At 73.9% G+C, this 22,455-nt stretch carries 20 protein-coding genes and 1 tRNA gene; 8 read left to right on the top strand and 13 right to left on the bottom strand.

Going from position 1 to position 22,455, the window contains the following annotated elements; genetic code table 11:
• The 3 genes from ACFV6D_RS31585 to ACFV6D_RS31575 form a co-directional block, all read right to left on the bottom strand.
• A partial coding sequence (locus ACFV6D_RS31585; RefSeq protein ID WP_380562180.1) for a cation transporter occupies positions 1-872 on the bottom strand: 872 nt, incomplete at its 3' end.
• A gap of 85 nt (positions 873-957) precedes the next feature.
• Positions 958-1,287, bottom strand: a complete 330-nt coding sequence (locus ACFV6D_RS31580) for a heavy-metal-associated domain-containing protein (protein ID WP_380562178.1) — start codon at positions 1,285-1,287, stop codon at positions 958-960.
• A gap of 38 nt (positions 1,288-1,325) precedes the next feature.
• On the bottom strand, positions 1,326-2,264 hold the full coding sequence (locus ACFV6D_RS31575) for a PrsW family intramembrane metalloprotease (RefSeq protein ID WP_079135889.1): 939 nt from the start codon (positions 2,262-2,264) through the stop codon (positions 1,326-1,328).
• A 160-nt stretch (positions 2,265-2,424) separates the two neighbouring features.
• Between ACFV6D_RS31575 and ACFV6D_RS31570 the strand changes: the two genes are divergently transcribed.
• A complete protein-coding gene (locus ACFV6D_RS31570) occupies positions 2,425-3,597 on the top strand; it encodes a PP2C family protein-serine/threonine phosphatase (protein WP_380562176.1) in 1,173 nt (390 codons plus the stop codon).
• Between the two features lie 73 nt (positions 3,598-3,670).
• Here ACFV6D_RS31570 and dhaL read toward each other — a convergent pair whose 3' ends face one another.
• A complete protein-coding gene (gene dhaL / locus ACFV6D_RS31565) occupies positions 3,671-4,321 on the bottom strand; it encodes a dihydroxyacetone kinase subunit DhaL (RefSeq protein WP_380338024.1) in 651 nt (216 codons plus the stop codon).
• 13 nt (positions 4,322-4,334) lie between these two features.
• On the bottom strand, positions 4,335-5,330 hold the full coding sequence (gene dhaK / locus ACFV6D_RS31560; protein WP_063349396.1) for a dihydroxyacetone kinase subunit DhaK: 996 nt from the start codon (positions 5,328-5,330) through the stop codon (positions 4,335-4,337).
• 157 nt (positions 5,331-5,487) lie between these two features.
• Here dhaK and dhaM point away from each other — a divergent pair, with 157 nt between their 5' ends.
• Positions 5,488-5,880: a dihydroxyacetone kinase phosphoryl donor subunit DhaM gene (gene dhaM, locus ACFV6D_RS31555; RefSeq protein WP_063349397.1), complete on the top strand. Its 393-nt coding sequence runs from the start codon at positions 5,488-5,490 to the stop codon at positions 5,878-5,880.
• A gap of 34 nt (positions 5,881-5,914) precedes the next feature.
• On the opposite strand, the gene ACFV6D_RS31550 is transcribed toward dhaM, so the two are convergent.
• Positions 5,915-7,630, bottom strand: a complete 1,716-nt coding sequence (locus ACFV6D_RS31550) for a bifunctional 3'-5' exonuclease/DNA polymerase (protein WP_380562174.1) — start codon at positions 7,628-7,630, stop codon at positions 5,915-5,917.
• Positions 7,631-7,786: 156 nt separating this feature from the next.
• Between ACFV6D_RS31550 and ACFV6D_RS31545 the strand changes: the two genes are divergently transcribed.
• The gene (locus ACFV6D_RS31545; protein WP_380423514.1) at positions 7,787-9,811 is read left to right on the top strand and encodes a M3 family metallopeptidase; all 2,025 of its coding nucleotides are present in this window, start codon (positions 7,787-7,789) and stop codon (positions 9,809-9,811) included.
• A gap of 23 nt (positions 9,812-9,834) precedes the next feature.
• On the opposite strand, the gene ACFV6D_RS31540 is transcribed toward ACFV6D_RS31545, so the two are convergent.
• Positions 9,835-11,295, bottom strand: coding sequence for a cellulase family glycosylhydrolase (locus ACFV6D_RS31540; protein ID WP_380562172.1), 1,461 nt, complete (start codon positions 11,293-11,295; stop codon positions 9,835-9,837).
• Between the two features lie 85 nt (positions 11,296-11,380).
• Positions 11,381-12,037: a TetR family transcriptional regulator gene (locus ACFV6D_RS31535; RefSeq protein WP_380562170.1), complete on the bottom strand. Its 657-nt coding sequence runs from the start codon at positions 12,035-12,037 to the stop codon at positions 11,381-11,383.
• Positions 12,038-12,164: 127 nt separating this feature from the next.
• Between ACFV6D_RS31535 and ACFV6D_RS31530 the strand changes: the two genes are divergently transcribed.
• The gene (locus ACFV6D_RS31530) at positions 12,165-13,391 is read left to right on the top strand and encodes an acyl-CoA dehydrogenase family protein (protein WP_063349402.1); all 1,227 of its coding nucleotides are present in this window, start codon (positions 12,165-12,167) and stop codon (positions 13,389-13,391) included.
• A gap of 38 nt (positions 13,392-13,429) precedes the next feature.
• Here ACFV6D_RS31530 and ACFV6D_RS31525 read toward each other — a convergent pair whose 3' ends face one another.
• From ACFV6D_RS31525 to ACFV6D_RS31515, 3 genes are all read right to left on the bottom strand, one after another.
• Positions 13,430-14,032, bottom strand: coding sequence for a phosphatase PAP2 family protein (locus tag ACFV6D_RS31525; protein ID WP_380562168.1), 603 nt, complete (start codon positions 14,030-14,032; stop codon positions 13,430-13,432).
• Positions 14,033-14,247: 215 nt separating this feature from the next.
• Entirely contained in the window at positions 14,248-15,057 is an 810-nt protein-coding gene (locus ACFV6D_RS31520) for an enoyl-CoA hydratase/isomerase family protein (RefSeq protein ID WP_079135891.1), read from the bottom strand.
• Between the two features lie 35 nt (positions 15,058-15,092).
• Complete coding sequence (locus tag ACFV6D_RS31515; RefSeq protein ID WP_380562167.1) at positions 15,093-15,782, bottom strand: TetR/AcrR family transcriptional regulator; 690 nt, start codon at positions 15,780-15,782, stop codon at positions 15,093-15,095.
• 175 nt (positions 15,783-15,957) lie between these two features.
• Here ACFV6D_RS31515 and ACFV6D_RS31510 point away from each other — a divergent pair, with 175 nt between their 5' ends.
• Entirely contained in the window at positions 15,958-17,424 is a 1,467-nt protein-coding gene (locus ACFV6D_RS31510; protein WP_380562165.1) for an MFS transporter, read from the top strand.
• A 90-nt stretch (positions 17,425-17,514) separates the two neighbouring features.
• On the opposite strand, the gene ACFV6D_RS31505 is transcribed toward ACFV6D_RS31510, so the two are convergent.
• A complete protein-coding gene (locus ACFV6D_RS31505) occupies positions 17,515-18,063 on the bottom strand; it encodes a GNAT family N-acetyltransferase (protein ID WP_380562163.1) in 549 nt (182 codons plus the stop codon).
• Positions 18,064-18,154: 91 nt separating this feature from the next.
• Between ACFV6D_RS31505 and ACFV6D_RS31500 the strand changes: the two genes are divergently transcribed.
• Complete coding sequence (locus tag ACFV6D_RS31500; RefSeq protein ID WP_380562161.1) at positions 18,155-18,772, top strand: TetR/AcrR family transcriptional regulator; 618 nt, start codon at positions 18,155-18,157, stop codon at positions 18,770-18,772.
• 354 nt (positions 18,773-19,126) lie between these two features.
• Here the strand turns inward: ACFV6D_RS31500 and ACFV6D_RS31495 are convergent.
• Positions 19,127-19,202 (bottom strand) — tRNA-Arg (locus ACFV6D_RS31495).
• A gap of 643 nt (positions 19,203-19,845) precedes the next feature.
• Between ACFV6D_RS31495 and ACFV6D_RS31490 the strand changes: the two genes are divergently transcribed.
• Both ACFV6D_RS31490 and ACFV6D_RS31485 read left to right on the top strand, forming a co-directional pair.
• Entirely contained in the window at positions 19,846-20,445 is a 600-nt protein-coding gene (locus ACFV6D_RS31490; RefSeq protein ID WP_380562182.1) for a single-stranded DNA-binding protein, read from the top strand.
• A gap of 354 nt (positions 20,446-20,799) precedes the next feature.
• The gene (locus ACFV6D_RS31485; protein ID WP_380562159.1) at positions 20,800-22,293 is read left to right on the top strand and encodes a Cys-Gln thioester bond-forming surface protein; all 1,494 of its coding nucleotides are present in this window, start codon (positions 20,800-20,802) and stop codon (positions 22,291-22,293) included.
• The last annotated feature ends 162 nt before the right edge of the window (positions 22,294-22,455 follow it).

Genomic DNA, 22,455 nt, shown 5'->3' with positions numbered 1-22,455 from the left:
CCCGGCCGCACCACGAACCGGTCGCCCACGGCCAGGCCGCCGACCGGGATCCGGACCTCGGCCCCGCCGCGCAGCACGGTGACGTCCTTGGCGCCGAGGTCGAGCAGGGCGTGCAGGGCGGCCCCGGCCCGGCGCTTGGAGCGGGCCTCCAGGTGGCGGCCGAGCAGGATCAGCACGGTGACGGCGGCGGCCGTCTCCAGGTAGAGGGTGGAGGAGGCGTCGGTGTCGCCGATCGCCAGTGAGAAGTCGTGGTGCATCCCGGGCAGGCCCGCGTGGCCCCAGAACAGTGCCCAGAACGACCAGCCGAAGGCGGCCAGGGTGCCGAGCGAGACCAGGGTGTCCATGGTCGCGGCGCCGTGCTTGAGGTTGGTCCAGGCGGCGCGGTGGAACGGCAGGCCGCCGTAGACCACGACCGGGCCGGTGAGGGCGAAGGCGAGCCACTGCCAGTTGGCGAACTGGAGGGCCGGGATCATCGACAGCATGACCACCGGGACGCTGAGGACGGCGCTGATCAGCAGCCGGTCGTACAGCGGGTCGGCGGTGTCGGTACCGGTACTGGCACCGCTACTGGCGTCGGCGCCGGTCGGGAGGGCGGGGGCCGGGGGCGGCGGGAGTTCGGCGGTGTAGCCGGTGCGCTCGACCGTGGCGATCAGGTCCTCGACCGTCACCCCGGGGCCGTAGTCGACCCGGGCCTTCTCGGTGGCGAGGTTGACGGTGGCCTCGACGCCGTCCATCCGGTTGAGCTTCTTCTCGATCCGGGTCGCGCAGGAGGCGCAGGTCATGCCGCCGATCGACAGCTCGACCCGGTCCCGGACCTCGGGGGTGCCCTGGACGCCGGGGGCGGTGGTGACCAGTTCGCTTCGCTCGCTCATGCGGATCGGCTCCTCGGCAGCTCCTCGGTGGGGGTGTACGGCGGGGTCCGCTGCCCGGGCCCCGCCGTACCGGCGCACAGGGGGCCTAGGCGCTGCGGCCGACCAGTTCGTAGCCGGCCTCGTCGACGGCGCTGCGGACCTGCTCGTCGTCCAGCGGGGCGAGGGAGGAGAGCGTCACGGTGCCGGCCTTGGAGTCGGCGGCGACCTCGGTGACGCCGGTGAGGGCGGAGAGCTCCTCGCTGATCGCCTTCTCGCAGTGGCCGCAGCTCATGCCGGTCACGGTGTAGGTGGTGGTGCTGGACATCCGGGCCTCCGGGAGGTGTGGCGCCCCGGGCGTCGGCCCGGGTTCTACTCTGACAACACCATACCCCTCAGGGGTATTTCCGGGAGGGGTGGGTGAAGTGGCGCGCGTCACGGACGCGTGCGCCGGTAGAGCGTATGCGCCGGACCGCCTCAGGCCGGGGAGGCCGGGAGCTGGGCCGGGATCGGCGCGCGCTCGCGCCGGATCAGCAGCCGCAGCCAGAGCAGCCCGCCCAAGGAGACCACGAGCAGTCCGGCCGTGTCGTAGAGGGTGTACAGGTGCACCTGCTCGCTGGTGGGGTCGGGCATGTGGCCGAGCCCGAACAGGGCGCGCTGCCAGGAGCTCGCGGTGGTCTTGGCGACCAGCCAGACGGCGATGCCGCTCGTGCTGTCCCAGAGCGCGTGCAGCAGCGATACGCCCAGGTAGGTGACGGCGACCGGGGTGGTGAAGCGGAACCGCCCGCCGCGGCGCTCGCTGAACAGCACCCCGCCGACGATCGCCGTCCACAGGATGTGGCCGACCGGCGCGAGCACCCCGCGCAGGATCTCCGTCTCGACCAGGTCCTCGAGCGAAAGCCCCTGGATGCTCAGCACGGCGTTGAACGCGTACCCGGCGCTCTCGAACGCGGCGAACCCCGCGCCGACGGTGGCACCGAGCACCAGCCCGTGCCGCAGCCCGCTGACCCGCAGTCGGCGGCTCACCATGACCAGGGCTGCCAGCTTGGCCGCCTCCTCGATCAGTCCGACGGCGACGTACATCGAGGCCGAGGGCGAGACCAGGTAGCTCTCCAGCACCGAGGCGCCCAGGACGCCGATGATGCCGCCGACGCCGAAGCAGGCGAAGATCCGGTCCGGGCCGAGGTCGCCGGCGTAGCGCTCGTAGGCCCAGATCACCACGGTGGCCGGGACCAGGAAGCTGCCGAGCAGCACGATCGTCGGGACGAGGTTGCTGTTCCCGGTGAGGAACGTGACGACGACGGTGGCGCCCCAGAGCAGCAGGCCGACGGCGAAGACCCTCAGCCAGTGGTCGGACGTGGCCGTCGTGCGGGCCGGGGCGTCGGAGATGCGGGGGGTGTTGCGGTAGCCGGACACCGGTCAGGGCCTCCTCGGGGTAGCCGCTTTGGTCGAACTGTATGACAAATAGGGCATTTAGGGGCGATCGGGACGCCCGTGCGGCGGGGCGGCGATCGCGGCAGACGGAAACGCGGTAGGCGGGCGGGTGGGTGCCGCGAACATCCCTTATGTTCGGTATGTGTTCCCGACCCGCCGTGCCCAGTCCCCCTCGGCCCCCAGCGCCGCCGGGCTGCCGCCGGACCGGCGGCGCGGCGCCCTGCTGGCCGCCGACCTCCAGGACGTGCCGTTCTGGCGGCGGGCCAGCCCGGCGCTGCTCGCCGTGCTCCTGGTCGCACTCGCTGACCTCCTCTCCGGCAAGGACCGCTACCTGGCACCGCTGATGACCGTCGTCCCGGCCGCCGCCGCGCTCACCCTCAGACCGGGCGAACTGCTCGCCGTCTGCGCGCTCGGCCTGCTCGCGGTCTTCGGGCTCAGCCACTACGACGAGGTCGACAACATCAACGACGCGCGCTTCCTTTACGGTGCGATGGTCAGCTATGTCGTGTTGACGCTCTTCTCCGCCTGGGTCGCCAAGATCCGGATGCGGCGCGCGGCGGCCTTCGCGGCCGTCAGCTCCGTCGCCGAGGCCGCCCAGCGGGCCCTGCTGCGGCTGCCCGGGCCGGCCGTCGGGCCGCTGCGGCTGGCCGTCCGGTACGTGTCGGCGGCCGACGCCTCACGGATCGGCGGAGACCTGTACTCGGTGCTGGAGACGCCGCACGGCACCCGGGTCGCGGTCGGGGACGTCCGGGGCAAGGGGCTCTCCGCCGTGCAGACCGCGGCCGTGGTGCTCGGCGCGTTCCGGGAGGCCGCGTACGACGAGGCCGGGCTGCGGGGCGTCGCGGCGCGGATCGAGGCCAGCGTCGAGCGGCACGTCCCGGACGGGGAGTTCACCACCGCGCTGTTCGCGGAGTTCCGCACGCCCGGGGTGATGGAACTGCTGCAGTACGGGCACGTCCCGCCGATCCGGGTCGACGGCGACGGGCGGGCGCACGTGCTGGACGCCCCCGACCCCTGGGTGCCGCTCGGCCTCGGACGGCTGGCGACGGGCGAACCGGCCAGCTGGGACCAGCCGTTCGGGGCGGAGGACGTGCTGGTGCTCTGCACGGACGGGGTGGTCGAGGCGCGGCACCACAAGAGCGGGGAGTTCTACCCGCTGGCGGAGCGGGTCGGGCCGCTGGTGCGGGGCGCCACGCGGTCGGAGGGGGATCTGGAGGCGGCGGTGGGGCGGGTGTACGCGGACCTGCTCGCGCACACGGGCGGGGAACTGCGGGACGACGCCCTGCTGTTGCTGATCGCCAGGACGGACGGCTGACGGCCGAAGGACTCTTGCTCTCCTCGTGTCTCTCCTCGTGCGGGCGCCCGCACGAGGAGAGGTAGAGGGCGCCTCAGGACGCGGTGACGTCGGCGAGGGCGCGGAAGAGGAGGGCGGTGGAGGTGGCGCCAGGGTCCTGGTGGCCGATGCTGCGCTCGCCGAGGTAGGAGGCGCGGCCCTTGCGGGCCTGGAGGGGGACGGTGTCGCGGGCGCCCTGGTCGGCGGCCTCGGCGGCGGCGGCCGCCGCCTCGGGGAGGGTGGCCCCGGCGCCGGCCGCGGCGCGGAAGGCGGCGACGGCCGGGGTGTAGGCGTCGACGATGGTCTTGTCCCCGGGCACGGCCTTGCCGAGGGTGCGGACGGCGTCCAGCCCGGCCGCCAGTGCCTCGGCGACGGCGGCCGGGCCGGCCGGGTTGGTGGGGTCGGCCAGGGCGGGATCGGGCAGGGCGGCGCCGATCGCGCGGAAGGCCTTGCCGTAGAGCGGGCCGGAGGCGCCGCCGACCTTGGAGATCAGCGTGCTGCCCACCTTGGTGAGCACCGCGCCCGGGCCGGCCGGCCGGAGGCCGTCGAGGGCGGCCAGGGCGGCGGAGAAGCCGCGCCGGAGGTTGCTGCCGTGGTCGCCGTCGCCGATCGCCGAGTCCAGCTCGGTGAGCCGGCCCTGCTCCTTCTCGACGGCCGCGGCGATCGCGCGGACCCAGGCCTCGGCGAGGGGGGTGTCGAAGTCCATGACGTCTCCCGGCTCAGGCCCGCTTGAGGGCGGGGGTGTCGACGGGCGCGTCCCACAGCTCCAGCAGCTGCGGGTCGGCCTTGGTGAGGGTGAGCGAGAAGCCCGCCATGTCCAGACTGGTGACGTAGTTGCCGACCAGGCTGCGGGCCACCGTGATGCCGCGCTCGGCGAGCCGGGCGGCGACCTCGCCGTAGGCGATGTACAGCTCCAGCAGGGGGGTCGCGCCGAGGCCGTTGAGCAGGGCGATCACCTCGTCGCCCGGGGCCAGGTGGTGGTCGGCGAGGATGGTGTCGACCACCTCGGCGGCCAGCGCGCGGGCCGGGCGCAGCTTCTCGCGGCGACGGCCGGGCTCGCCGTGGATGCCGACGCCGACCTCGATCTCGTCCTCGGGCAGGTCGAAGCCGGGCTTGCCGGCGGCCGGGGTGGTGGCAGCGGTGAGCGCGATGGCGAAGGAGCGGGAGGCGGCGTTGACCCGCTCGCCCAGGGCGGCCACCTCGTCGAGCGGGGCGCCGCGTTCGGCCAGTGCCCCGGTGGCCTTCTCGACCAGGACGGTCGCCCCGGTGCCGCGGCGGCCGGCCGTCCAGGTGGAGTCCTCGACCGCGACGTCGTCATCGACCAGGACGGTGCGGACCGCCAGGCCCTCCTCGGCGGCGAGTTCGGCGGCGAGCTCGAAGTTCATCACGTCGCCGGTGTAGTTCTTCACGATGAAGACGACGCCGGCGCCGCTCTCCACGGCCTTGGCGGCGGCCAGCATCTGGTCCGGTACCGGGGAGGTGAAGACCTCTCCGGGGCAGGCGGCGTCCAGCATGCCGGGGCCGACGAAGCCGCCGTGCAGCGGCTCGTGGCCGGAGCCGCCGCCGGAGATCACCGCGACCTTGGGCCCGGCCGGGCGGGCGGCCCGGGTGATCACCCGGTTGGGGATGTCCACCGTCAGCTCGGGGTGGGCGGCGGCGACTCCGGCCAACGCGTCCTCCAGGACGCTCTCCGGGGTGTTGATCAGCTTCTTCAACGCTCTTCGCTCCCTTGTGCGGGTCGTCGGCCGTGGACGCTGCTGCCCCGACGCTACGCCAGACGGGGGTGGTGGGCACGGGGTGCGACACGCGGGATTCGCGTCACTCTCCCGGAGTAGCGGCGTCGGCCGCGGGGTCGGTCGTAGGGTCGGGCGCATGAGCGAACACGTGGGTATCGTCCTGGTCTCGCACAGCGCCCGACTGGCCGCCGGGCTGCGCGAGCTGCTCGCCGAACTCGCCCCGGGCGGCGTGCGGGTGGTGTGCGCGGCGGGTACGGAGGACGGCGGGCTCGGCACCAGCTACGACCTGATCGCGCGGGCCGTCGCCGAGGCGGACGGCGGGGCGGGCGTGGTCGTGCTGCCGGATCTCGGCAGCTCGGTGCTCACCGCCGTCACGGTGCTGGAGGACGAGCCGCGCCCGGGCGTGCGGCTGGTGGACGCGCCGTTCGTGGAGGGCGCGGTGGCGGCCGCCGTCACCGCCTCGACCGGGGCGGCGCTGGCGGAGGTGGTCGCGGCGGCCGAGGAGGCCCGCTCGTTCCGGAAGCTGTGAAGCCGCGGGGCCGAAGAGCGGGAAGAGGGGGCGGCTACTTGGCGTCGGCGTAGCAGTCCACCACCGCCGTGGTGAGCGGGAAGCGGACCGGGGTGTCGCCGAACGCCAGGCGGCGGGCCTCGTCGGCCGCCTCGGCGACCGCGGCGGCCACCTCGTCGGCGAGGTTGGCCGGGGTGTGCACGATCACCTCGTCGTGCTGGAAGAACACCAGGTGCGGGCGTTCCGCCGGGCCGGCCGCCGGCAGCTCGCCCAGCCGGCGGCGCAGGGCGGCGAGCAGGGCGAGTGCCCAGTCGGCGGCGCTGGCCTGGATGACGAAGTTGCGGGTGAAGCGGCCGCGGGCGCGGGCCTGCCGGCCGCCGGCCTCGCCGGCCGTGTCGGGGGCCTCGGTGAGGTCGAGGAACTCGGCGGAGGCGGGCGGGCAGACCCGGCCCAGCCGGGAGGCGACCACCCCGCCGTCCTCGCCGGTGCGGGCGGCGGCCTCGACGTAGCCCATCGCGGCGGGGTAGCGGTGGCGCAGGGTGTTCAGCAGCGGGCCGATGTCGCCGCTGGTCTGCCCGTACATGGCGCCGAGCAGGCCGAGCTTGGCCTTGTCGCGGTCGCCCTGGAAGGCGTTGGCGGCCAGCGCCTCGTACAGGTCGCCGCCGGCGGCGGTGCGGGCCAGCCCGGCGTCCTGGGAGAGCGCGGCGAGCACCCGGGGCTCCAGCTGGGCGGCGTCGGCGACGACCAGCAGCCAGCCCGGGTCGGCGACGACGGCGCGGCGCAGGATGCGCGGGATCTGCAGCGCGCCGCCGCCGCGGCTGGCCCAGCGCCCGGAGACCACGCCGCCGACCACGTACTCGGGCCGGAACCGGCCGCCGCGGGCCCAGGCGTCCTGCCAGGCCCAGCCGTGCGCGGCGTGGATCCGGGACAGCTCCTTGTAGCGGATCAGCAGCGCGGCGGCCGGGTGGGCGACGCCCTTGAGCTCCCAGGAGCGGGTGGAGCCGAGCTGGATGCCGTTCTCGGCGAAGGCGCGCAGCACCTGGGTGTGCGAGTCGGGGTTGAACGGGCGCCCGCCGAGGGCCTGTTGGAGTTCGACGGAGAGGTCGGCGAGCAGTCTCGGCTGGGCGCCGGGGACGGTCGGGCGGGGGCCGAGGAGTTCGGTGAGCAGTTGGTCGTGGACGTCGGCGCGCCAGGGCAGCCCGTCGTACGCGATCTCGGCGGCGACCAGTGCGCCGGCGGACTCGGCGGCGACCAGCAGCCGGAACCGGTGCCGGGCGGCCGGGTCGGCGATCGCGGCGAGCCGGCGCTGCTGCTCGGCGTGGACGGCGACGACGGCGGTCAGCGGGTCGGCGCCGGGCGGCAGTTGCAGCCGGTCGGGCGCGAACAGGGTGTCCTGCCCGTCGTCGGCCTCGGCGGAGCCGGGCTCGGGCAGGTCGTCCGGGACGGGCAGGCCGCGCAGCCGGGACCAGGCGGCGCCGAGCGAGCGCGGCGCGCCGAACCGGCCCTCGTGCGCCAGCAGCAGGGCCTCGACCAGGCGCAGGTCGTGGCAGCGGGCGAGCCGGTCGGGCAGCCGGGGCAGCAGCGGCGCGTAGGCGCTGTCGGTGGCGGCCCACACCCAACGGGAGTGCTCGGCGGCCTCCCGGGCGGCGACGGCGGCGGCGAGATCGGGGACCTTCTCGGGCGGGCCGAGCGGGGTGCCGGCGTCGTCGAGCGGCTGGAGCCGGCCGCCGGGGCCGTGCGGGTCGGGGGCGAGGGCCGTCCTGGGTGCCACGGGGGCGTCTCCTCTCCGGCGCGCTGTTCTGGCGTGCGGGTACGGGCACGGGTGTGCGGTCGTTCGGGTGTCCGGGCTCGACGTTAACGGGTGGGTACGACAACGGGGGGCGGGGGCGCATAGGCAGGGTGGGTGACACGGCGTAGGGTCGGCGAAATGACCGAGAACCCGTTCTTCAAGCCCAGCCCCCTGGTCTACGAACTGCCGCCCTTCGCCGAGATCCGGCCGGAGCACTTCCTGCCCGCGTACGAGCGCGGGATGGCGGAGCAGCTGGCCGAGATCGCGGCGATCACCGCGGATCCGCGGCCGCCGACGCCGGACAACACCCTGGTCGCCCTGGAGCGTTCCGGGGAGCTGCTGCGCCGGGTGGACGCGGTGTTCCGCAACCAGTCGTCCTCGGACACCAGCGAGCCGGTCGACGAGGTGGAGACCGCGGTGAGCCCGCTGCTGGCCGCGCACCACGACGCGATCCACCTGGACCGCGCCCTGTTCGCCCGGATCGAGGAGCTGTACGGGCGCCGCGCCGACCTGGGTCTGGACCCGGAGTCGCTGCGGCTGCTGGAGACCCGGCACACCCGTTTCGTCCGCTCCGGCGCCCGGCTGGGCGAGGCGGAGCAGGCCCGGCTGCGCGAGCTGAACGCCGAACTCGCGGGGCTCGGCACGACGTTCCAGCAGAACGTGAACGCCGCCAGCAAGGCCGCCGCGCTGGTCGTGGACGCGGCCGAGGAGCTGGACGGGCTGTCCGCGGACGAGGTCGCCGCCGCTGCGGAGAACGCCCGGGTGCTCGGGCAGGAGGGCCGGTTCGTGCTGTCCCTGAAGAGCACCTCCGGCCAGCCCGAACTGGCCCGGCTGACCGACCGGTCGGTGCGCGAGCGGCTGCTGGCGGCCTCGCTCGACCGGGGCCTGGCGGTCAACGGCCCGCTGGCGATCCGGATGGCCGGGCTGCGCGCCGAGCGGGCCGCGCTGCTGGGGCACCCGAGCCACGCCGCGTACGTGGTGGAGGACGAGACCGCGGGCACGGTGGAGGCGGTGTCCGGACTGCTGGCCCGGCTGGTGGGTCCGGCGGTGGCCAACGCCGGCCGGGAGGCCGCCGAGCTGGCCAAGCTGGCGGCGGCGGACGGGATCGAGGAGATCGCCGCGCACGACTGGGCGTACTACTCGGAGAAGGTCCGGCAGAGCTCCTACCAGGTGGACGCGGCGGTGCTGCGCCCGTACTTCGAGCTGGAGCGGGTGCTCCGGGACGGCGTGTTCTTCGCCGCGGGGCTGGCGTACGGGCTGACCTTCACCGAGCGGCCGGACCTGACGGCCCACCACCCGGACGCGCGGGTCTTCGAGGTGTTCGAGGAGGACGGCGGTTCGCTGGGCCTGTTCATCGGCGACTTCCACGCCCGGGCGTCCAAGCGCGGCGGTGCCTGGATGGACGAGCTGGTGAGCCAGGCGGGGCTGACCGGCCGCCGGCCGGTGGTGATCAACAACCTGAACATCGCCCGCCCGGCGCCGGGCGAGCCGGTGCTGCTGGCCTGGGACGAGGTGCGCACGCTCTTCCACGAGTTCGGGCACGCGCTGCACGGGCTGTTCTCGGACGTGCGGTACCCGCTGTTCGCGGGCACCTCGGTGCCCCGGGACTTCGTCGAGTTCCCCTCGCAGGTCAACGAGATGTGGATGGTCCGGCCGGAGGTGCTGGCCAACTACGCGCGCCACCACGTGACCGGGGAGCCGCTGCCGGCCGAGCTGGTCGAGCGGATGGTGGCGGCCGAGGGCTTCGGGGAGGGCTTCCGGACGGTGGAGTACCTCGCGGCGACGCTGCTGGACTGGGCCTGGCACACCGTGCCGCAGGGCCGGGAGATCGCGGACGCCGAGGAGTTCGAGGCACGGGCGCTGGCGGAGGCCGGGATCGCGGTGCCGGCGATCCCGCCGCGCTACCGGACGGCGTACTTCCAGCACGTCTTCGCCAGCGGCTACAGCGCCGGGTACTACGCGTACATCTGGTCGGAGGTGCTGGACGCCGACACCGTGCAGTGGTTCGAGGGCAACGGGCGCGCGGTGCGGGAGAGCGGCGAGCTGTTCCGGCGCGAGTTGCTGGCGCGCGGCTACGGCCGGGACCCGCTGGAGTCCTTCCGTGCGGTGGTCGGCCGGGCGCCGGAGACCGGGCCGCTGCTGGCGCGGCGGGGCCTGCTCTAGCCGCCGGGCGGCCCCGGTGGCGGTCAGCGCGGTGTGACCGTGACCGTCACCGGGGTGCCCGGTCGGGCGTGCGGGAGGCGGATCCGGACGGTTCCGGCCCGCCCGCCGGCCGGCTGTTCGACGTCGACGCGGGCGGCGGCGGGGGTGGCGGTGACGTCGGCGCCGTGCGGGAACGCCGCCGGGGGCAGGACGAGTTCGCTGCCGTGCCGGGTGCCGTCGGCGCTCCAGTGGACGGTGGTGGCGCCGGTGCGCACGTCCGTTCCGGCGACGGCCGCCGGGTACGGGCCGAAGGCGGGTTCGTCGCCGGGGGCGGGGCGCCCGGCCGGGTCGAGCGCGCAGTAGCCGCCGGTGCCGCGGCACCAGTACCACATGGTCCAGCCCTCGGCGAAGCCGTCCATCGCGGCGACCTGCCGGCGGACCAGCAGGGTGTTGCCCGGCCTGCGGGAGTCGGGCGGGCCCCATTCGCTGACCAGGACGGGCAGGCGGTGGGCGGCGGGGTAGGCGGTGATCGCGGCGGTGTAGCGCTCGACGAAGCCGTCGGCCGGGTCCCAGTCGGCGCCGTTCTCGACCGCGGTGTCGTAGAAGTGCGGTGCGTAGCCGAGCCGGGGCGGGCCGGGGCGAGGGTCGTCGAAGCCGGGCAGCCGGGTGGGCACGCCCTGGCCGACCAGGACGGTGGGTTCGACGAACAGCCAGGCGCGGGAGTCGACCCGGCGTACGGCGGCGATCAGGCGGCGGTACATGTCGGCGAGCCGGCCCTGTTCGAGGGCGGCGGAGGCGGCGGCGAGGACGGCCGGGTCGGTCGGGTCGCCGTCCACCGGGCCGAACGGCTCGTTGAACAGGTCGTAGCCCAGCAGCGAGCGGTGGCCGCGCAGTTCGAGGGCGAGCCGGGTGTAGAAGTCGGCCTGCCAGGCACGCAGGTCGGGGTCGTCGTAGAGGTGGCGGAAGGCGGCCTGGACGGCGGGCTGGAAGTACCCGGCGAACCAGTCGTTCGGGTCGGGGGTGAACGGCAGGCCGTCGTCCCGGGTGGCCCAGGGCGGGATGCCGCGGTCGCCGCCGCCGAACGCCGGCCCGTAGACGTCCTGGTGCAGGTCGATCAGGGCGAGCAGGCCGTACCGGTCGGCCCAGCCGAGGAGTTGGCGCAGCCGGTGCAGTTCGGTCGGGTCGAGGCGGCCGCGGACGGGCTCCAGCCTGTTCCAGGAGACCGCCACCCGGATCAGGGTGAAGCCCTGCGCGGCCAGGGACTTGAGGTCGGCCTCGGTGGTCTCGGCGTACTTGTCGAGGTTGAAGCCGCGCAGGTGGAGGCGGCGGCCCTGGGCGTCGGTGAAGGCGGTGCGGCCGTCGGGGCCGGTGGCCGTTGCGGCGGGGAACCGCGCGGGCGGGCCGCCGTGGGCGCCGTCGTGCGCGGCGGCGGGGGTGGCGGGGGCCGCGGTGAGGGCCGTGGTGGCGGAGAGCAGCAGGGCGGCGGCGGTGCGGCGCAGGCGCATCGGGACCTCGTACGGCGCGGGGGTGGGGGCCCGATGATGCCTGCGGTGCCGGGTGTCGCACAAGGGCCTTGCGCGGAAGGGGAGTTCAGTCGGCGTCCGGGGCCGAGGTCGGGGCCGGGGTCGGGGTCGGGGTCGGGGTCGGGGCCGGGGTGGCGGGGGTGGGCAGGTCCGCGGCGGCGGCCAGGCGGCCCCAGAGCAGGTCGGCGAGCGCCTGCACCATGCGGGTGCGTGAGCAGGGTCTGGTCTCCAGCCACCAGTCGCCGGCTGCCAGCACCATGCCGGTGATGCCCCGGCCCCAGGCCTCGGCGAGCAGCTCACGGTCGGCGCCGAGGTCGACCTGGCTCTGCACGGCCCGGGTGATCTCCGCGGCGATCTGCCGCAGTGCGGGGGCGAGTGCGGTGCCGGGGCCGCTCGGGTCGCCCGGTTCGGGGTGGGTGAGCAGCCGGTAGACCTGCGGGCGGGCCTCGATCCCGGCCAGGTAGGTGTCCAGGACGTGTTCGACCCGGTCGCGGCGCTCCAGTGGTTCGGCGAGGGCGGCCCGGACGGCGGCCAGCAGGCCGCTGGTGTGGCGCTCGGTGAGGGCTGTGATCAGGCCGTTCCGGTCGCCGAAGTGGCGGTAGAGGATCGGTTTGGTGATGCCGGCCTCGGCGGCGATGGCGTTCATGCTGGCGGTCGGGCCGTTCCGCTGGATGACCCGGTCGGCGGCGTTGAGCAGCTGCTCGCGGCGGGGCTCTCGGGACATGTGCTGCTCCTTGGATTCGGGGTCTGACTGGGCGTTGACACCGGTTACCAATCAGTAGCAGACTCCGACGATGTTACCCGAGGTAACCCCCCTGGTCGGCCGTACCCCTTCTTCGGAGGCAAGCACCATGAGCAGCACGTTCTCGCTGGACCCGGGCGCGGACCAGCTCGCCGTACGCGACTGGCTGCACGGCTTCGCCGCCGACGTCGTCCGCCCCGCCGCGGCCGAGTGGGACGAGCGCGAGGAGACCCCCTGGCCGATCATCCAGGAGGCCGCCAAGCTGGGCATCTACTCGCTGGACTTCTACGCCCAGCAGTACTTCGACCCCTCCGGCGTCGGCATCCCGATCGCCATGGAGGAGCTGTTCTGGGGCGACGCGGGCATCGGGCTGTCCATCGTCGGCACCACGCTGGCCGCCGTCGCGGTGCTCGCCAACGGCACCGACGAGCAGATCGGCACCTGGACCCCGCAGATGTTCGGCACCCCGGACGACCTCAAGGTGGCCGCGTTCTGCTCCTCCGAGCCCGACGCGGGCTCCGACGTCTCCGCGCTGCGCACCCGGGCGGTGTACGACGGGGCCAAGGACGAGTGGGTGCTCAACGGCACCAAGACCTGGGCCACCAACGGCGGGATCGCCGCCGTCCACGTCGTCGTCGCCACCGTCGACCCGGAGCTCGGGGCGAAGGGCCAGGCCTCCTTCGTCGTCCCGCCGGGCACCCCCGGGCTGAGCCAGGGCCAGAAGTTCAAGAAGCACGGCATCCGCGCCTCGCACACCGCCGAGGTGGTGCTGGACGGCGTCCGGGTGCCCGGCAGCTGCCTGCTCGGCGGCAAGGAGAAGCTGGACGAGCGGCTGGCCCGGGCCCGTGAAGGGGTCAAGCGCCCGGGGGGCAGGGGCAACGCGGCGATGGCCACCTTCGAGGCCTCCCGGCCGGCCGTCGGCGCGCAGGCGATCGGCATCGCCCGGGCCGCGTACGAGGTGGCGCTGGACTACGCGAGGACCCGCGAGCAGTTCGGCCGCCCGATCATCGACAACCAGGGCGTGGCCTTCCAGCTCGCCGACATGAAGACCCGGATCGACGCCTCCCGCCTGCTGGTGTGGCGGGCCTCCTGGATGGCGGCCAACAACCAGCCGTTCACCGCGGCCGAGGGCTCGATGTCCAAGCTGTACGCGGGCGAGACGGCCAAGTGGGTCACCGCGCAGGCGATGCAGATCCTCGGCGGCAACGGCTTCACCCGGGAGTATCCGGTGGAGCGGATGCACCGGGACAGCGCGATCTACTCGATCTTCGAGGGGACCAGCGAGATCCAGCGGCTGGTGATCGCGCGGGCGATCTCGGGGATGCCGATCCGCTGAGCCCTGCTACCGGGCTGTTGGGCAGTCGGCCCGCCGGGCTACCGGGCCGCCCAGAAGACGATTCCGGCGGTGAGCGCGCCCACCGCCGCGCCGACGATGGTCTGCGCGGTGGTGTGGTCCCGCAGCACCACCCGGGACCAGCCGATCGCCGCGACCAGCGGGGCGAGCAGCAGCCACAGCGGGCCGAGCGCGATCCCGAGGCAGACCACCGCGCCGGCGGCCACGGCGGTGTGCACGGAGACCTTCCACCAGACGGTGATCACCAGGATCGGGACCAGCGAGGCGAACATCGCCAGCACCATCGCGGTCAGGTCGGCCGGGGCGTCCAGCCAGAGCATCACGGCGAAGCTGGTCGCGACCGAGCCCATGATGAACGGGATGACGGTCAGCCGACGCTGCCGGTGGCCGACGTGGCGGTCCTCCAGGGTGCCCTTGCGGATGCCGCGCTGGATGAACATGGTCGGGATGACGGCCGCGAACAGGGCCGCGAAGGCCGCCCAGCCGAGGCCCGTCCAGCCGTAGCGGATGACGCCTATCAGCGGGAGCATCGCGATGATGACGTTCTTCGGCTCGACGCCGTCGGTGACCCGGCGGGCCCAGATCGTCCGGCTGGTGGGGGCGGTCGTGGCCTCGGTCGTCATCGGGGTGTGTGCTCCGGGTGCGCAAAGGGGTCGGCGTGAGGGCTCGGCGTGAAGGGTCGGCGCGACGGGGGCGTCGGGGCGCGGGCGTCGGGACGGTCCGGCGCCGATCGGATGATCGTACGCGAGTCCGTCCGCGCGGCCGGTGCCCGGACCTGAGGCCCGGCCCCGGTCGGAGCCGGTGCCCGGCCCCGGTCGGACCTGGTGCCCGGCCCCGGTCAGAACCGCGCCGGGCGGCCCTCCAGGAACGCGGCCAGCCCCTCGGGCACGTCCGAGGTCTCCCGGGAGCGGCGCTCCCAGGGCGCCAGCGCCTGCGCCGCCCGCTCCGCCGGGACGGCCAGCGCGGCCTTCACCGCACCGATGGTCTGGGCCGAGCGCCGGGTCAGCAGTCGGGCGAACTCCAGCGCGGCGGCGTCCAGTTCGGCGCCCGGCAGGACGCGCTCCGCCAGACCCAGCGGCAGCGCGTCGCGGCCCGTCACCAACTCGCCGGAGAACAGCAGGTACTTGGCGCGGGCCGGGCCGACCAGCCGGGCCAGCCGTACGGTCGGCACCGCCGGGTAGACCACGCCGAGCTTGGCCGGGGTGATCCCCAGCCGGGCGTCCTCGGCGACGAACCGCAGGTCGCACGCGACGGCCAGCTGGCAGCCGCCGCCCACGCAGGCGCCCTGCACCACGGCGACGGTCGGGTGCGGGAAGGCCGCCAGTGCCTCCTCGGCGGCGACGTTGACCGCGTGGTAGGCGTCCGCACGCTCCGGATCGCCGTACACCTCGGCGAGTTCGGCGATGTCCGCGCCCGCGCTGAAGGTGCCGCCGGCGCCGGTGACCAGCAGGGCGCGCACCCCCGGCTGCTCGGCGAGGCGCAGCAGCACCTTCGGCAGCGCCTGCCAGATCTCCAGGGTCACCGCGTTGCGCCGGTGCGGTCGGGCGAACTCCAGGACGGCGACGCCGTCCTCGCCGACGTACGCGTGCAGGCCCTCGGCGTGGGCGGGCAGGGCGGAGCGGTCCCGCGTGAGCAGCGGCTGGTCCATGCGCACCTCCGGGCGGTCGTGGTGCGCCCACTCTCTCAGGAGGTGACGGCGCAGTAGTCGCCGAGGCCGCCCTCGACCAGGGCGAAGGCGCGCGCGGCCCGGTCGAGGGCGGCGGGCAGGGCGGCCGCGGCGCGTTCGCCGGTCAGTATCCGGCGCTGGTTCTCGGTGGTCAGGGCCAGTCGGGCGGCGAGCAGTTGGGCGGCGGCGATCTGTGCGGTGAGCTCGTCGTGGGCCGGGTCCTGGGCGAGGAGTTCGGTGGTCAGCAGGCCCTGCGCGTGCCGGCCGAAGCCGGCGGTGGCGCGCATCGCCAGGGCCGGGGTGCGGTGGATCAGCCGGACCACGTCGAGCACGAGCGGTTCGTCGCTCAGCCCGGTGGCCGGGTCGTGCTGCTCCAGCGCGGCGAGGTACTGCTCGCGCAGCGCCGCCACCGCCGAGGTGCCGGGGGCGCGTTCGCGGACCACCCGGGCCGGCTCGTCGAGGTGCTGCTCCATGGGGGCCATGACCAGGTCTTCCTTGGTGGGGAAGTAGTTGAAGACGGTCATCTTGGACACCTCGGAGGCGGCCGCGATCTCGGCCACCGAGACCTGGTCGAAGTCCCGCTCGGCGAACAGCCCGATGGCGGTGCGCCAGATCCGGATGCCGGTCTGGATCTTCTTGCGCTCGCGCAGCGGGAGGGCGTCGAGGTCGCGGTCGTCGTCGGGGCTGAAGCCGGTGTGCGTCGCCATGGCTCGACTGTACCAGGATCAAAGATCGACCAGGATGAAGATTGAGCTGAGCTTAAGAATTGACCAGGTATAAAAAAACTGCCATGGTGAGGACGTGCCGCCGGCCGCACCGGCCCGGCCCGAACTCCACCGACCCTGGGGGGACTTACCGATGGCGCCCGCTGCCCCTGCCTTGATGACACCGGCCCAGCGCAACCTGGGCATGCTGCTCTGCCTGGTCACGATCGTGCTGGCCGTGCTCGACATGAACATCGTGTCCGCGGCCACCGTGCCGATCGTCCGGGAGCTCGACCCCGTCCACGGCGTCGACCGGCTGCCCTGGCTGATCAGCTCGTTCGCTCTCGCCGCGACCGCGCTGCTGCCGCTCTACGGCAAGCTCTGCGACCTGTACGGCGCCAAACGCGTGCTGCTCGGCGCGGTCGGCACCTTCCTGGTCGGCTCGGCGCTCTGCGGGCTCGCGCAGTCGATGGGCCAGCTGATCGCCTTCCGGGCCCTCCAGGGCATCGGCGGCGGCGGGCTGATGAGCGTCACCATGGTGGTCGTCGCCCACCTCAAGGACCCGGCCGAGCGCGGCAGCGGCAAGGGCGGCGCGATGGGCGGGATCGTCGCGGGCATCGGCATGGCGGTCGGCCCGCTGATCGGGGCGCTGTTCACCGACCACCTCGGCTGGCGCTGGATCTTCTACATCAACCTGCCGCTCGGCCTGCTCGTCCTGGTCGGCACCGCCCTGGTGATCAAGCTGCCGCCGGCGGCAGGCCGCCGCAGCCTGGACTTCCTCGGCGCGGCCCTCGCCGCCGCCTTCGCGACCGGGCTGCTGCTGGTCACCGAGTGGGGCGGCAAGGACTACGCCTGGACCTCCCCGGTGATCCTCGGGCTCGTCGCCGCCACCCTGGCCGCGTTCGGCCTCTTCGTGTGGCGCCAGGCCACCGCCGCCGAACCGGTGCTGCCGCTGTCGCTGTTCCGGATCAGCGTGGTGCGCCTCGGCTTCGCGATCCAGGGCCTGGTCGGGATGGGCATGACCGGCTCGATCGTCTACGTGATGCTCTACCTGCAGATCGCCCGCGGCGTCGACCCCACCTCGGCCAGCCTCTACCTGATCCCGATGGCGGGCGGGATGACAGCGGTCGGCCTGCTGGCCGGCCGGCTCACCGCCCGCGGCTACGCGGAGCGCACCTTCCTGGTGGCCGGCGCGGGCTGCGCGGCGATCGCCCTGCTCCTGCTCGGCCTCAACGGCCCGACCACCGGGCTGTGGGCGGTCTGCGGCGAACTCGTCCTGCTGGGCGTCGGGATGGGCCAGCTGATCGGCCAGCTGGTCACGGTGGTGCAGGAGTCCGTCCCCCGGCACCACCTCGGCGTCGCGACCACCGGGATCCGCTTCTTCCAGACCCTCGGCAGCGCGCTCGGCGCGGCGCTCTTCGGCACCGTGCTGGCCCGGGTCTTCACGGACGGCGAGCCCGGCCTGCCACTCGGCGCCGTCCGGACGCTCGGCGGCGCGGCCCGCGAGCACGCGCTGCGCAGCTTCACGGACGCCGTCGACGTGGTGTTCCTGTCGGTCGGCGGTCTGCTGGTGCTGGTCCTGCTGCTCGCGCTGCGGGTGCCCAGGGCGGTGGCGGCGGCGGAGCCGCCGGTGCTGGCGGCCTGAGGGGCCGGGGAGCGGCGGCCCGGGGAGCGGCGGGGGCGGTGCGGGGTCCGGTGGGACACGGGGGTGTCCACCGGGCCCCTCCGCGTCCGGTCAGGCCCCGGGCGTCCACTCCGGAGCCAGGATCGACCAGATCTGCTTGTCGTGGCGGACCCCGTTGTGCGGGTACCACTCGCGCAGGGTGCCGTCCAGGCTCATGCCGATCCGCTCGGCGACGGCCCGGCTGCGGGCGTTGCCGGCGGAGCACCACCATTCGGCGCGGTGCAGGCCGCGGGTGGTGAAGGCGTAGTCGATCAGCACCCGGACGGCGGCGGTGATCAGCCCGCCGCCCTCGCCGGCCGGCTCGGTCCAGGCGCCGATCTCGCAGACGCCGCTCTGGGCGTTGAAGCTCACGAACATCACGCCGCCGACCAGCGTGCCGTCCCGCCAGATGCCGTAGATCCGGCCGCTGTCGGCGGCCTGCTGGTCGGCGTAGCGCTGGAGGGTGGTGCGGGCGGAGTCGAGGTCGGTGGAGCGGGTGGCCCAGGGGATCCACGGGTCGGTGTGGGCGCGGGCGCGGTCGATGTGGGCCAGGAACTCGGCCGCCTGCCACGGCTCCAGCGGGCGCAGTTCGGCGTTCTCGGCGAGCGGTACGGCAAACATGGGCTGGCCTTTCACGGGATGCACGGTCCACGGGATGCGCGGCGTGCTGGGAACCATACATAACAAACGTTTGGTATGTACGATGACCCCCATGACACCGGCCCGTGGAGACCATGACGCCCGCCGCCTGGAAGTGTCCGAGGGCGTGTGGCGGGTGCTCTCCAGCCGTGGCTTCGAGGGGCTGACCCTGCGTGCCGTGGCCACCGAACTGGGCGCCTCCACCGGCCTGTTGACGCACTACTTCCCCAACAAGCGGGCCCTGCTGAGCCACGCCCTGGACGAACTCGACCGGCGCTCCGGCTCCCGGCCCCGGCGCACCGCCCCCGCCGACGGCACCCCGCCGCCACCCCCCGGGCTGGCCCGACTGCGGGCCGCGCTACTCGACGTCCTGCCGCTGGACGGGGCGGCGGTGGCCGGCAACCGGATCTGGGTCGGCTCCTGGGACGTCGCCCTGTCGGACCCCGCGCTCGCGGCCGCGCACGCGGGTCGCTACGCCCGCTCGCGCGAGGCCCTCGCGGTGCACGTCGCGGACGCCCAGCGGCTCGGGGAGCTCCCGGCCGGGGCTGACGCCGCCGCGCTCGCGACCGGTGCGCAGGCCTTCGCGCTCGGCCTGGTGGTGCAGGTGCTGTTCGCCCCGGCGGAGTTCCCGCCCGAGCGGCAGACCGCTCTGCTGGACGCCTACCTGGCCGGGCTCGCCACCGGCGACTGACGCGCCACCGGCGGCAGACTCGCCGCCATCGGCTGAGCGGCCGGCCGGGCTCGCGATCACGGGCCGAGCGGCCGGCCGGGGACCCGACCGAGCGGCTCCCGGCCGGGTCGGTGGGGCGGATTGTCCCCGGAGCGTGATTCGCTCGGGATTTCGGTTGTTCGGGTCTTCTCCCGCATCCGATCCGCAGTGGCGGTCATCCGGAGCAGCCTGTTATCGCGGTGGCCACGACACGCATCGTCACGGGTTAGGTGCGGTGGGTGTACGCAATCAGGCGGTGTGCGGAGGGGATTTCCGGGAGCCCGCGACGGCCGGGCAATGCGGCCGCCGGCCTGGCGGCCTGCGGGAATGCCGAGGTGGTGCCCCCAGCAGGATTCGAACCTGCGACCTACCGCTTAGAAGGCGGGTGCTCTATCCGCTGAGCTATGGGGGCGGGACGGGCTGCGCCCGGGCGGGCGTGACCGTGGCCGGGTCGGGCGACGAGCGCCGGGGGCGCGCGTGTCCGGCCCCGTACCGTGAGGGTGGGGGTGGGGGTCGGTGGGCCCTCGACCTGTCGGGGACAGGATAAGGGTGCCCAGTTCCTCGGCCGAGTGTGACGACACCGCCGTTGGTGTGTCGGTTCGGTGGAGCGGTCCGATAATCGCAGGTGAACGCCGTGAGTGCAGCGGTCTGGGAGTGTTCCGAGCCGGACGTTGTGCAGTCGTTACGGGGCTGCCGCCCCACCCGTTATGGATTCGGCACGGAGAATGTGTCGCCACCGGTGCGGGTGGGGGGCCGTATTCGGCTTCCTCCGGTCGGATGACGTGCGCGGACGGTCGGTCGGCGCTGTTCCGGGGCGTGTCGGTTGGGGGCGGCGAGCAGCCGGTTTGTTGTCATGGCCGCGATGAGATGGGCTCGAAGGGGTGCCGAAAGGCCGAAATTCACCCCTGCGAGTGACGTCGGTTTTCCGAGGCATCGAGTTGTCCACAGGATTTCAGAACTCTCTGGCGGGGATTTCCCGCGAAGCGCACTCTCGACGCGCGCCGGTCGATTCCGTACGGTGCATCGGCGAGAACGGAGAGTGCACTGTGAACGAGATGCAGGTGACGATCGTCGGCATTGTCGCGACGGAGGTGAGCTACGGCGAAACGGGCAGCGGGGTGCCGATGGCCAAGTTCCGGCTCGGCTGCACCGAGCGCCGGTACGACCGGCAGCGCGAGTGCTGGGCGGACGGCGAGACGCAGTGGCTGACGGTGACGGCCTGGCGGGGGCTCGCGGTCAATCTGATCGGTTCGCTCGCCAAGGGGGATCCGGTGTTGGTGAGTGGTCGGCTGCGGCTGCGGGAGTGGGCCGACGGCGAGGTGAAGCGCACCAGGGCCGAGATCGACGCCCGATCGGTCGGACACGACCTCACCCGTGGTACCTCGGCGTTCCGTTGGGCGGCGGGGGTGCGCGGGCAGCCGTCGGGCGCCACCGGGCCGAGCGGGGCGCAGGCCGGGGCAGGGGTGGTGCCGGGGTGGATCGCCGACGCACTGGAGGCGCGGAAGGCCTTGGCGGTGGCCTCGGCGACGCGCCCGCCGGAGCCCCCGCCGCCGGCGCGGCCGGTGTCGGACGGGGTGTCGGAGGCGGAGGCGGGGGAGCGGGGCAGGGTGGCCGAGGGGGAGCGGGGAGGTGGCGAGCAGGCTGCGCTGATCTGACGGGTCGATGACCTTAACTGTCGACAAATATGTTGATCGAGACTGTTGTTGCGCCCGCATGTGCAATCTCGCCCGGATAACGAAAAGTCGCGAGGAGATTCTGGCTGATCGTCAGCTTGTGTCGAAACTGAGGGGGTTGATAACGATCCAGATACGGAATCGTCCTGATTTCGCATGGGGGTTTCGGGGCCTGCGGGGCTCAATAGGATTCGTCTGGTTCATACCCGCAGCAGCGCCACAGGGGGCGCGCGCGGCACGGCAAGTCGGCGGGCTGTCCATCGGTGCGGCCCGGCCCCGGAGGGATCCCAGATGTTCCAGAGGCAGGTGCGGAGTCTCCCCCGCATAACCACTGTCATGCTCACGACCAGCCTGGTGTTGGGCGGGGGCCTGTTCGCGGCCGGTGCGGCGGCCGCGGCGGACACCCCGGGTGCGGGCGTCAAGGCCGTCCTCCAGAACACGATGGTGGGCGAGAAGATCGACGTCGAGGGCAAGGGGACCGTCGACGGCGGTCTGTTCACCCTCAAGACGTCCAACGGCGAGATCCAGACCTACTGCATCGACTTCGACAACCCGGTCTACCTGGACAGCGCCGCGAAGTACCAGGAGTCGGACTGGAAGTCGAGCTCCCTCGGCGGCAAGAACAAGGTCGAGGCGGCCTCCAAGATCCGCTGGATCCTGGAGAACTCCTACCCGCAGGTCAAGGACCTGACGGCGCTCGGCAAGACCGTCGGCGTCGACGGCCTGACCGCCGAGGACGCCGCCGCGGGCACCCAGGCCGCGATCTGGAAGTTCTCGGACAACAAGAACGCCACCCCGCGCAACGCCAAGGCCAAGAAGCTGCGCGACTACCTGCTCGGCGACGCCAACAAGGGCATCGCCGCCGAGCCCAACCCCTCGTTGACGCTCAACCCGGACTCCGTCTCCGGCAAGTCCGGCAACAAGCTCGGCCCCTTCACCCTCAAGTCCAGCGCCGCCGAGGTGAAGCTCACCGTCACCGGTGACGCCGCCGACAAGGTCAAGGTGGTGGACAAGGACGGCAAGCCGGTCGGCGCCACCCTGACCGGTCCGATCAAGGAGACCCAGCTGTTCCTGGACGTGCCGGCCGGCACCCCGGACGGCTCCGTCGCCCTGGCCGCCGCCGCCGACACCGTCGTGCCCAGCGGCCGGGTCTTCCTCAGCGAGGGCTACGACCCGAAGCGGCACAGCCAGAGCATGATCCTGGCCGGCTCCAGCAAGCTCAGCGTCTCCGCCGGCGCCAAGGCCACCTGGAAGCAGGGCCAGGGCGCGCTGGTCGACAGCACCGCCCAGGTCGAGTGCGAGAACAACGGCGTGCGCGTCACCGTCACCAACGGTGGTGACGAGGCCGCCACCGTCACGGTCAAGCCGGGCAAGCAGCTGACCGTCCAGCCGGGCAAGACCGAGAACGTGCTCGTCCCGGTCGCCGAGAAGGCCGCCTACGACATCAACGTCACCGGCCCGAACGGCTTCGCCAAGGAGTTCAAGGGCGTCCTGGACTGCAAGACCGGCGTGACCCCGCCGACCTCCGGCCCGTCGACCCCGGCCGCGAGCGGCGCCCCGAGCACCGCCCCGAGCACCGTCCCGACCGGCACCCCGAGTGGCACCCCGAGCCAGGCCGGCACCCCGTCGGCCGGTGCCAGCACCGCCGCCGGCGCGCACCCGAGCCCGGCCGCGACCAACTCCGCCCCGGGCACCGGTGGCCTGGCCCAGACCGGTGCCAGTGACTCGACCCCGATCCTCGCCGCCGTCGCCGGTGGCCTGGTCCTGGCCGGTGGCGCCGCGGTCTTCGTCCTGCGCCGCCGTGGCCGCCACGGTCGCACCGCCGCCTGAACCGCCCCGCAGGCCCGGAGGCGCTGACCTCCTGAGGCCCTGACGGCACCCGGCCCGGGGGGCGCCCCCCCCCGCGGGGGCCCGGGCGCCGCCGGCCACGGCCCCGCCGCGGGGTCCCCCCGGGGGGCCGCACGGGCCGCTAAGACACTGGAGGCGGCCGAG

The organism is Kitasatospora sp. NPDC059812 (assembly GCF_042732075.1).
Taxonomy (GTDB): domain Bacteria; phylum Actinomycetota; class Actinomycetes; order Streptomycetales; family Streptomycetaceae; genus Kitasatospora.
This window is presented reverse-complemented; position numbering and strand designations above follow the sequence as displayed.

Excerpts from the sequence above, each read along its gene's own strand:
- dhaL (WP_380338024.1), bottom strand. The coding sequence starts at position 4,321 with ATGGACTTCGACACCCCCCTCGCCGAGGCCTGGGTCCGCGCGATCGCC.
- dhaM (WP_063349397.1), top strand. The coding sequence starts at position 5,488 with ATGAGCGAACACGTGGGTATCGTCCTGGTCTCGCACAGCGCCCGACTG.
- ACFV6D_RS31545 (WP_380423514.1), top strand. The coding sequence starts at position 7,787 with ATGACCGAGAACCCGTTCTTCAAGCCCAGCCCCCTGGTCTACGAACTG.
- ACFV6D_RS31540 (WP_380562172.1), bottom strand. The coding sequence starts at position 11,295 with ATGCGCCTGCGCCGCACCGCCGCCGCCCTGCTGCTCTCCGCCACCACG.
- ACFV6D_RS31535 (WP_380562170.1), bottom strand. The coding sequence starts at position 12,037 with ATGTCCCGAGAGCCCCGCCGCGAGCAGCTGCTCAACGCCGCCGACCGG.
- ACFV6D_RS31530 (WP_063349402.1), top strand. The coding sequence starts at position 12,165 with ATGAGCAGCACGTTCTCGCTGGACCCGGGCGCGGACCAGCTCGCCGTA.
- ACFV6D_RS31525 (WP_380562168.1), bottom strand. The coding sequence starts at position 14,032 with ATGACGACCGAGGCCACGACCGCCCCCACCAGCCGGACGATCTGGGCC.
- ACFV6D_RS31520 (WP_079135891.1), bottom strand. The coding sequence starts at position 15,057 with ATGGACCAGCCGCTGCTCACGCGGGACCGCTCCGCCCTGCCCGCCCAC.
- ACFV6D_RS31515 (WP_380562167.1), bottom strand. The coding sequence starts at position 15,782 with ATGGCGACGCACACCGGCTTCAGCCCCGACGACGACCGCGACCTCGAC.
- ACFV6D_RS31510 (WP_380562165.1), top strand. The coding sequence starts at position 15,958 with ATGACACCGGCCCAGCGCAACCTGGGCATGCTGCTCTGCCTGGTCACG.
- ACFV6D_RS31505 (WP_380562163.1), bottom strand. The coding sequence starts at position 18,063 with ATGTTTGCCGTACCGCTCGCCGAGAACGCCGAACTGCGCCCGCTGGAG.
- ACFV6D_RS31500 (WP_380562161.1), top strand. The coding sequence starts at position 18,155 with ATGACACCGGCCCGTGGAGACCATGACGCCCGCCGCCTGGAAGTGTCC.
- ACFV6D_RS31490 (WP_380562182.1), top strand. The coding sequence starts at position 19,846 with ATGCAGGTGACGATCGTCGGCATTGTCGCGACGGAGGTGAGCTACGGC.
- ACFV6D_RS31485 (WP_380562159.1), top strand. The coding sequence starts at position 20,800 with ATGCTCACGACCAGCCTGGTGTTGGGCGGGGGCCTGTTCGCGGCCGGT.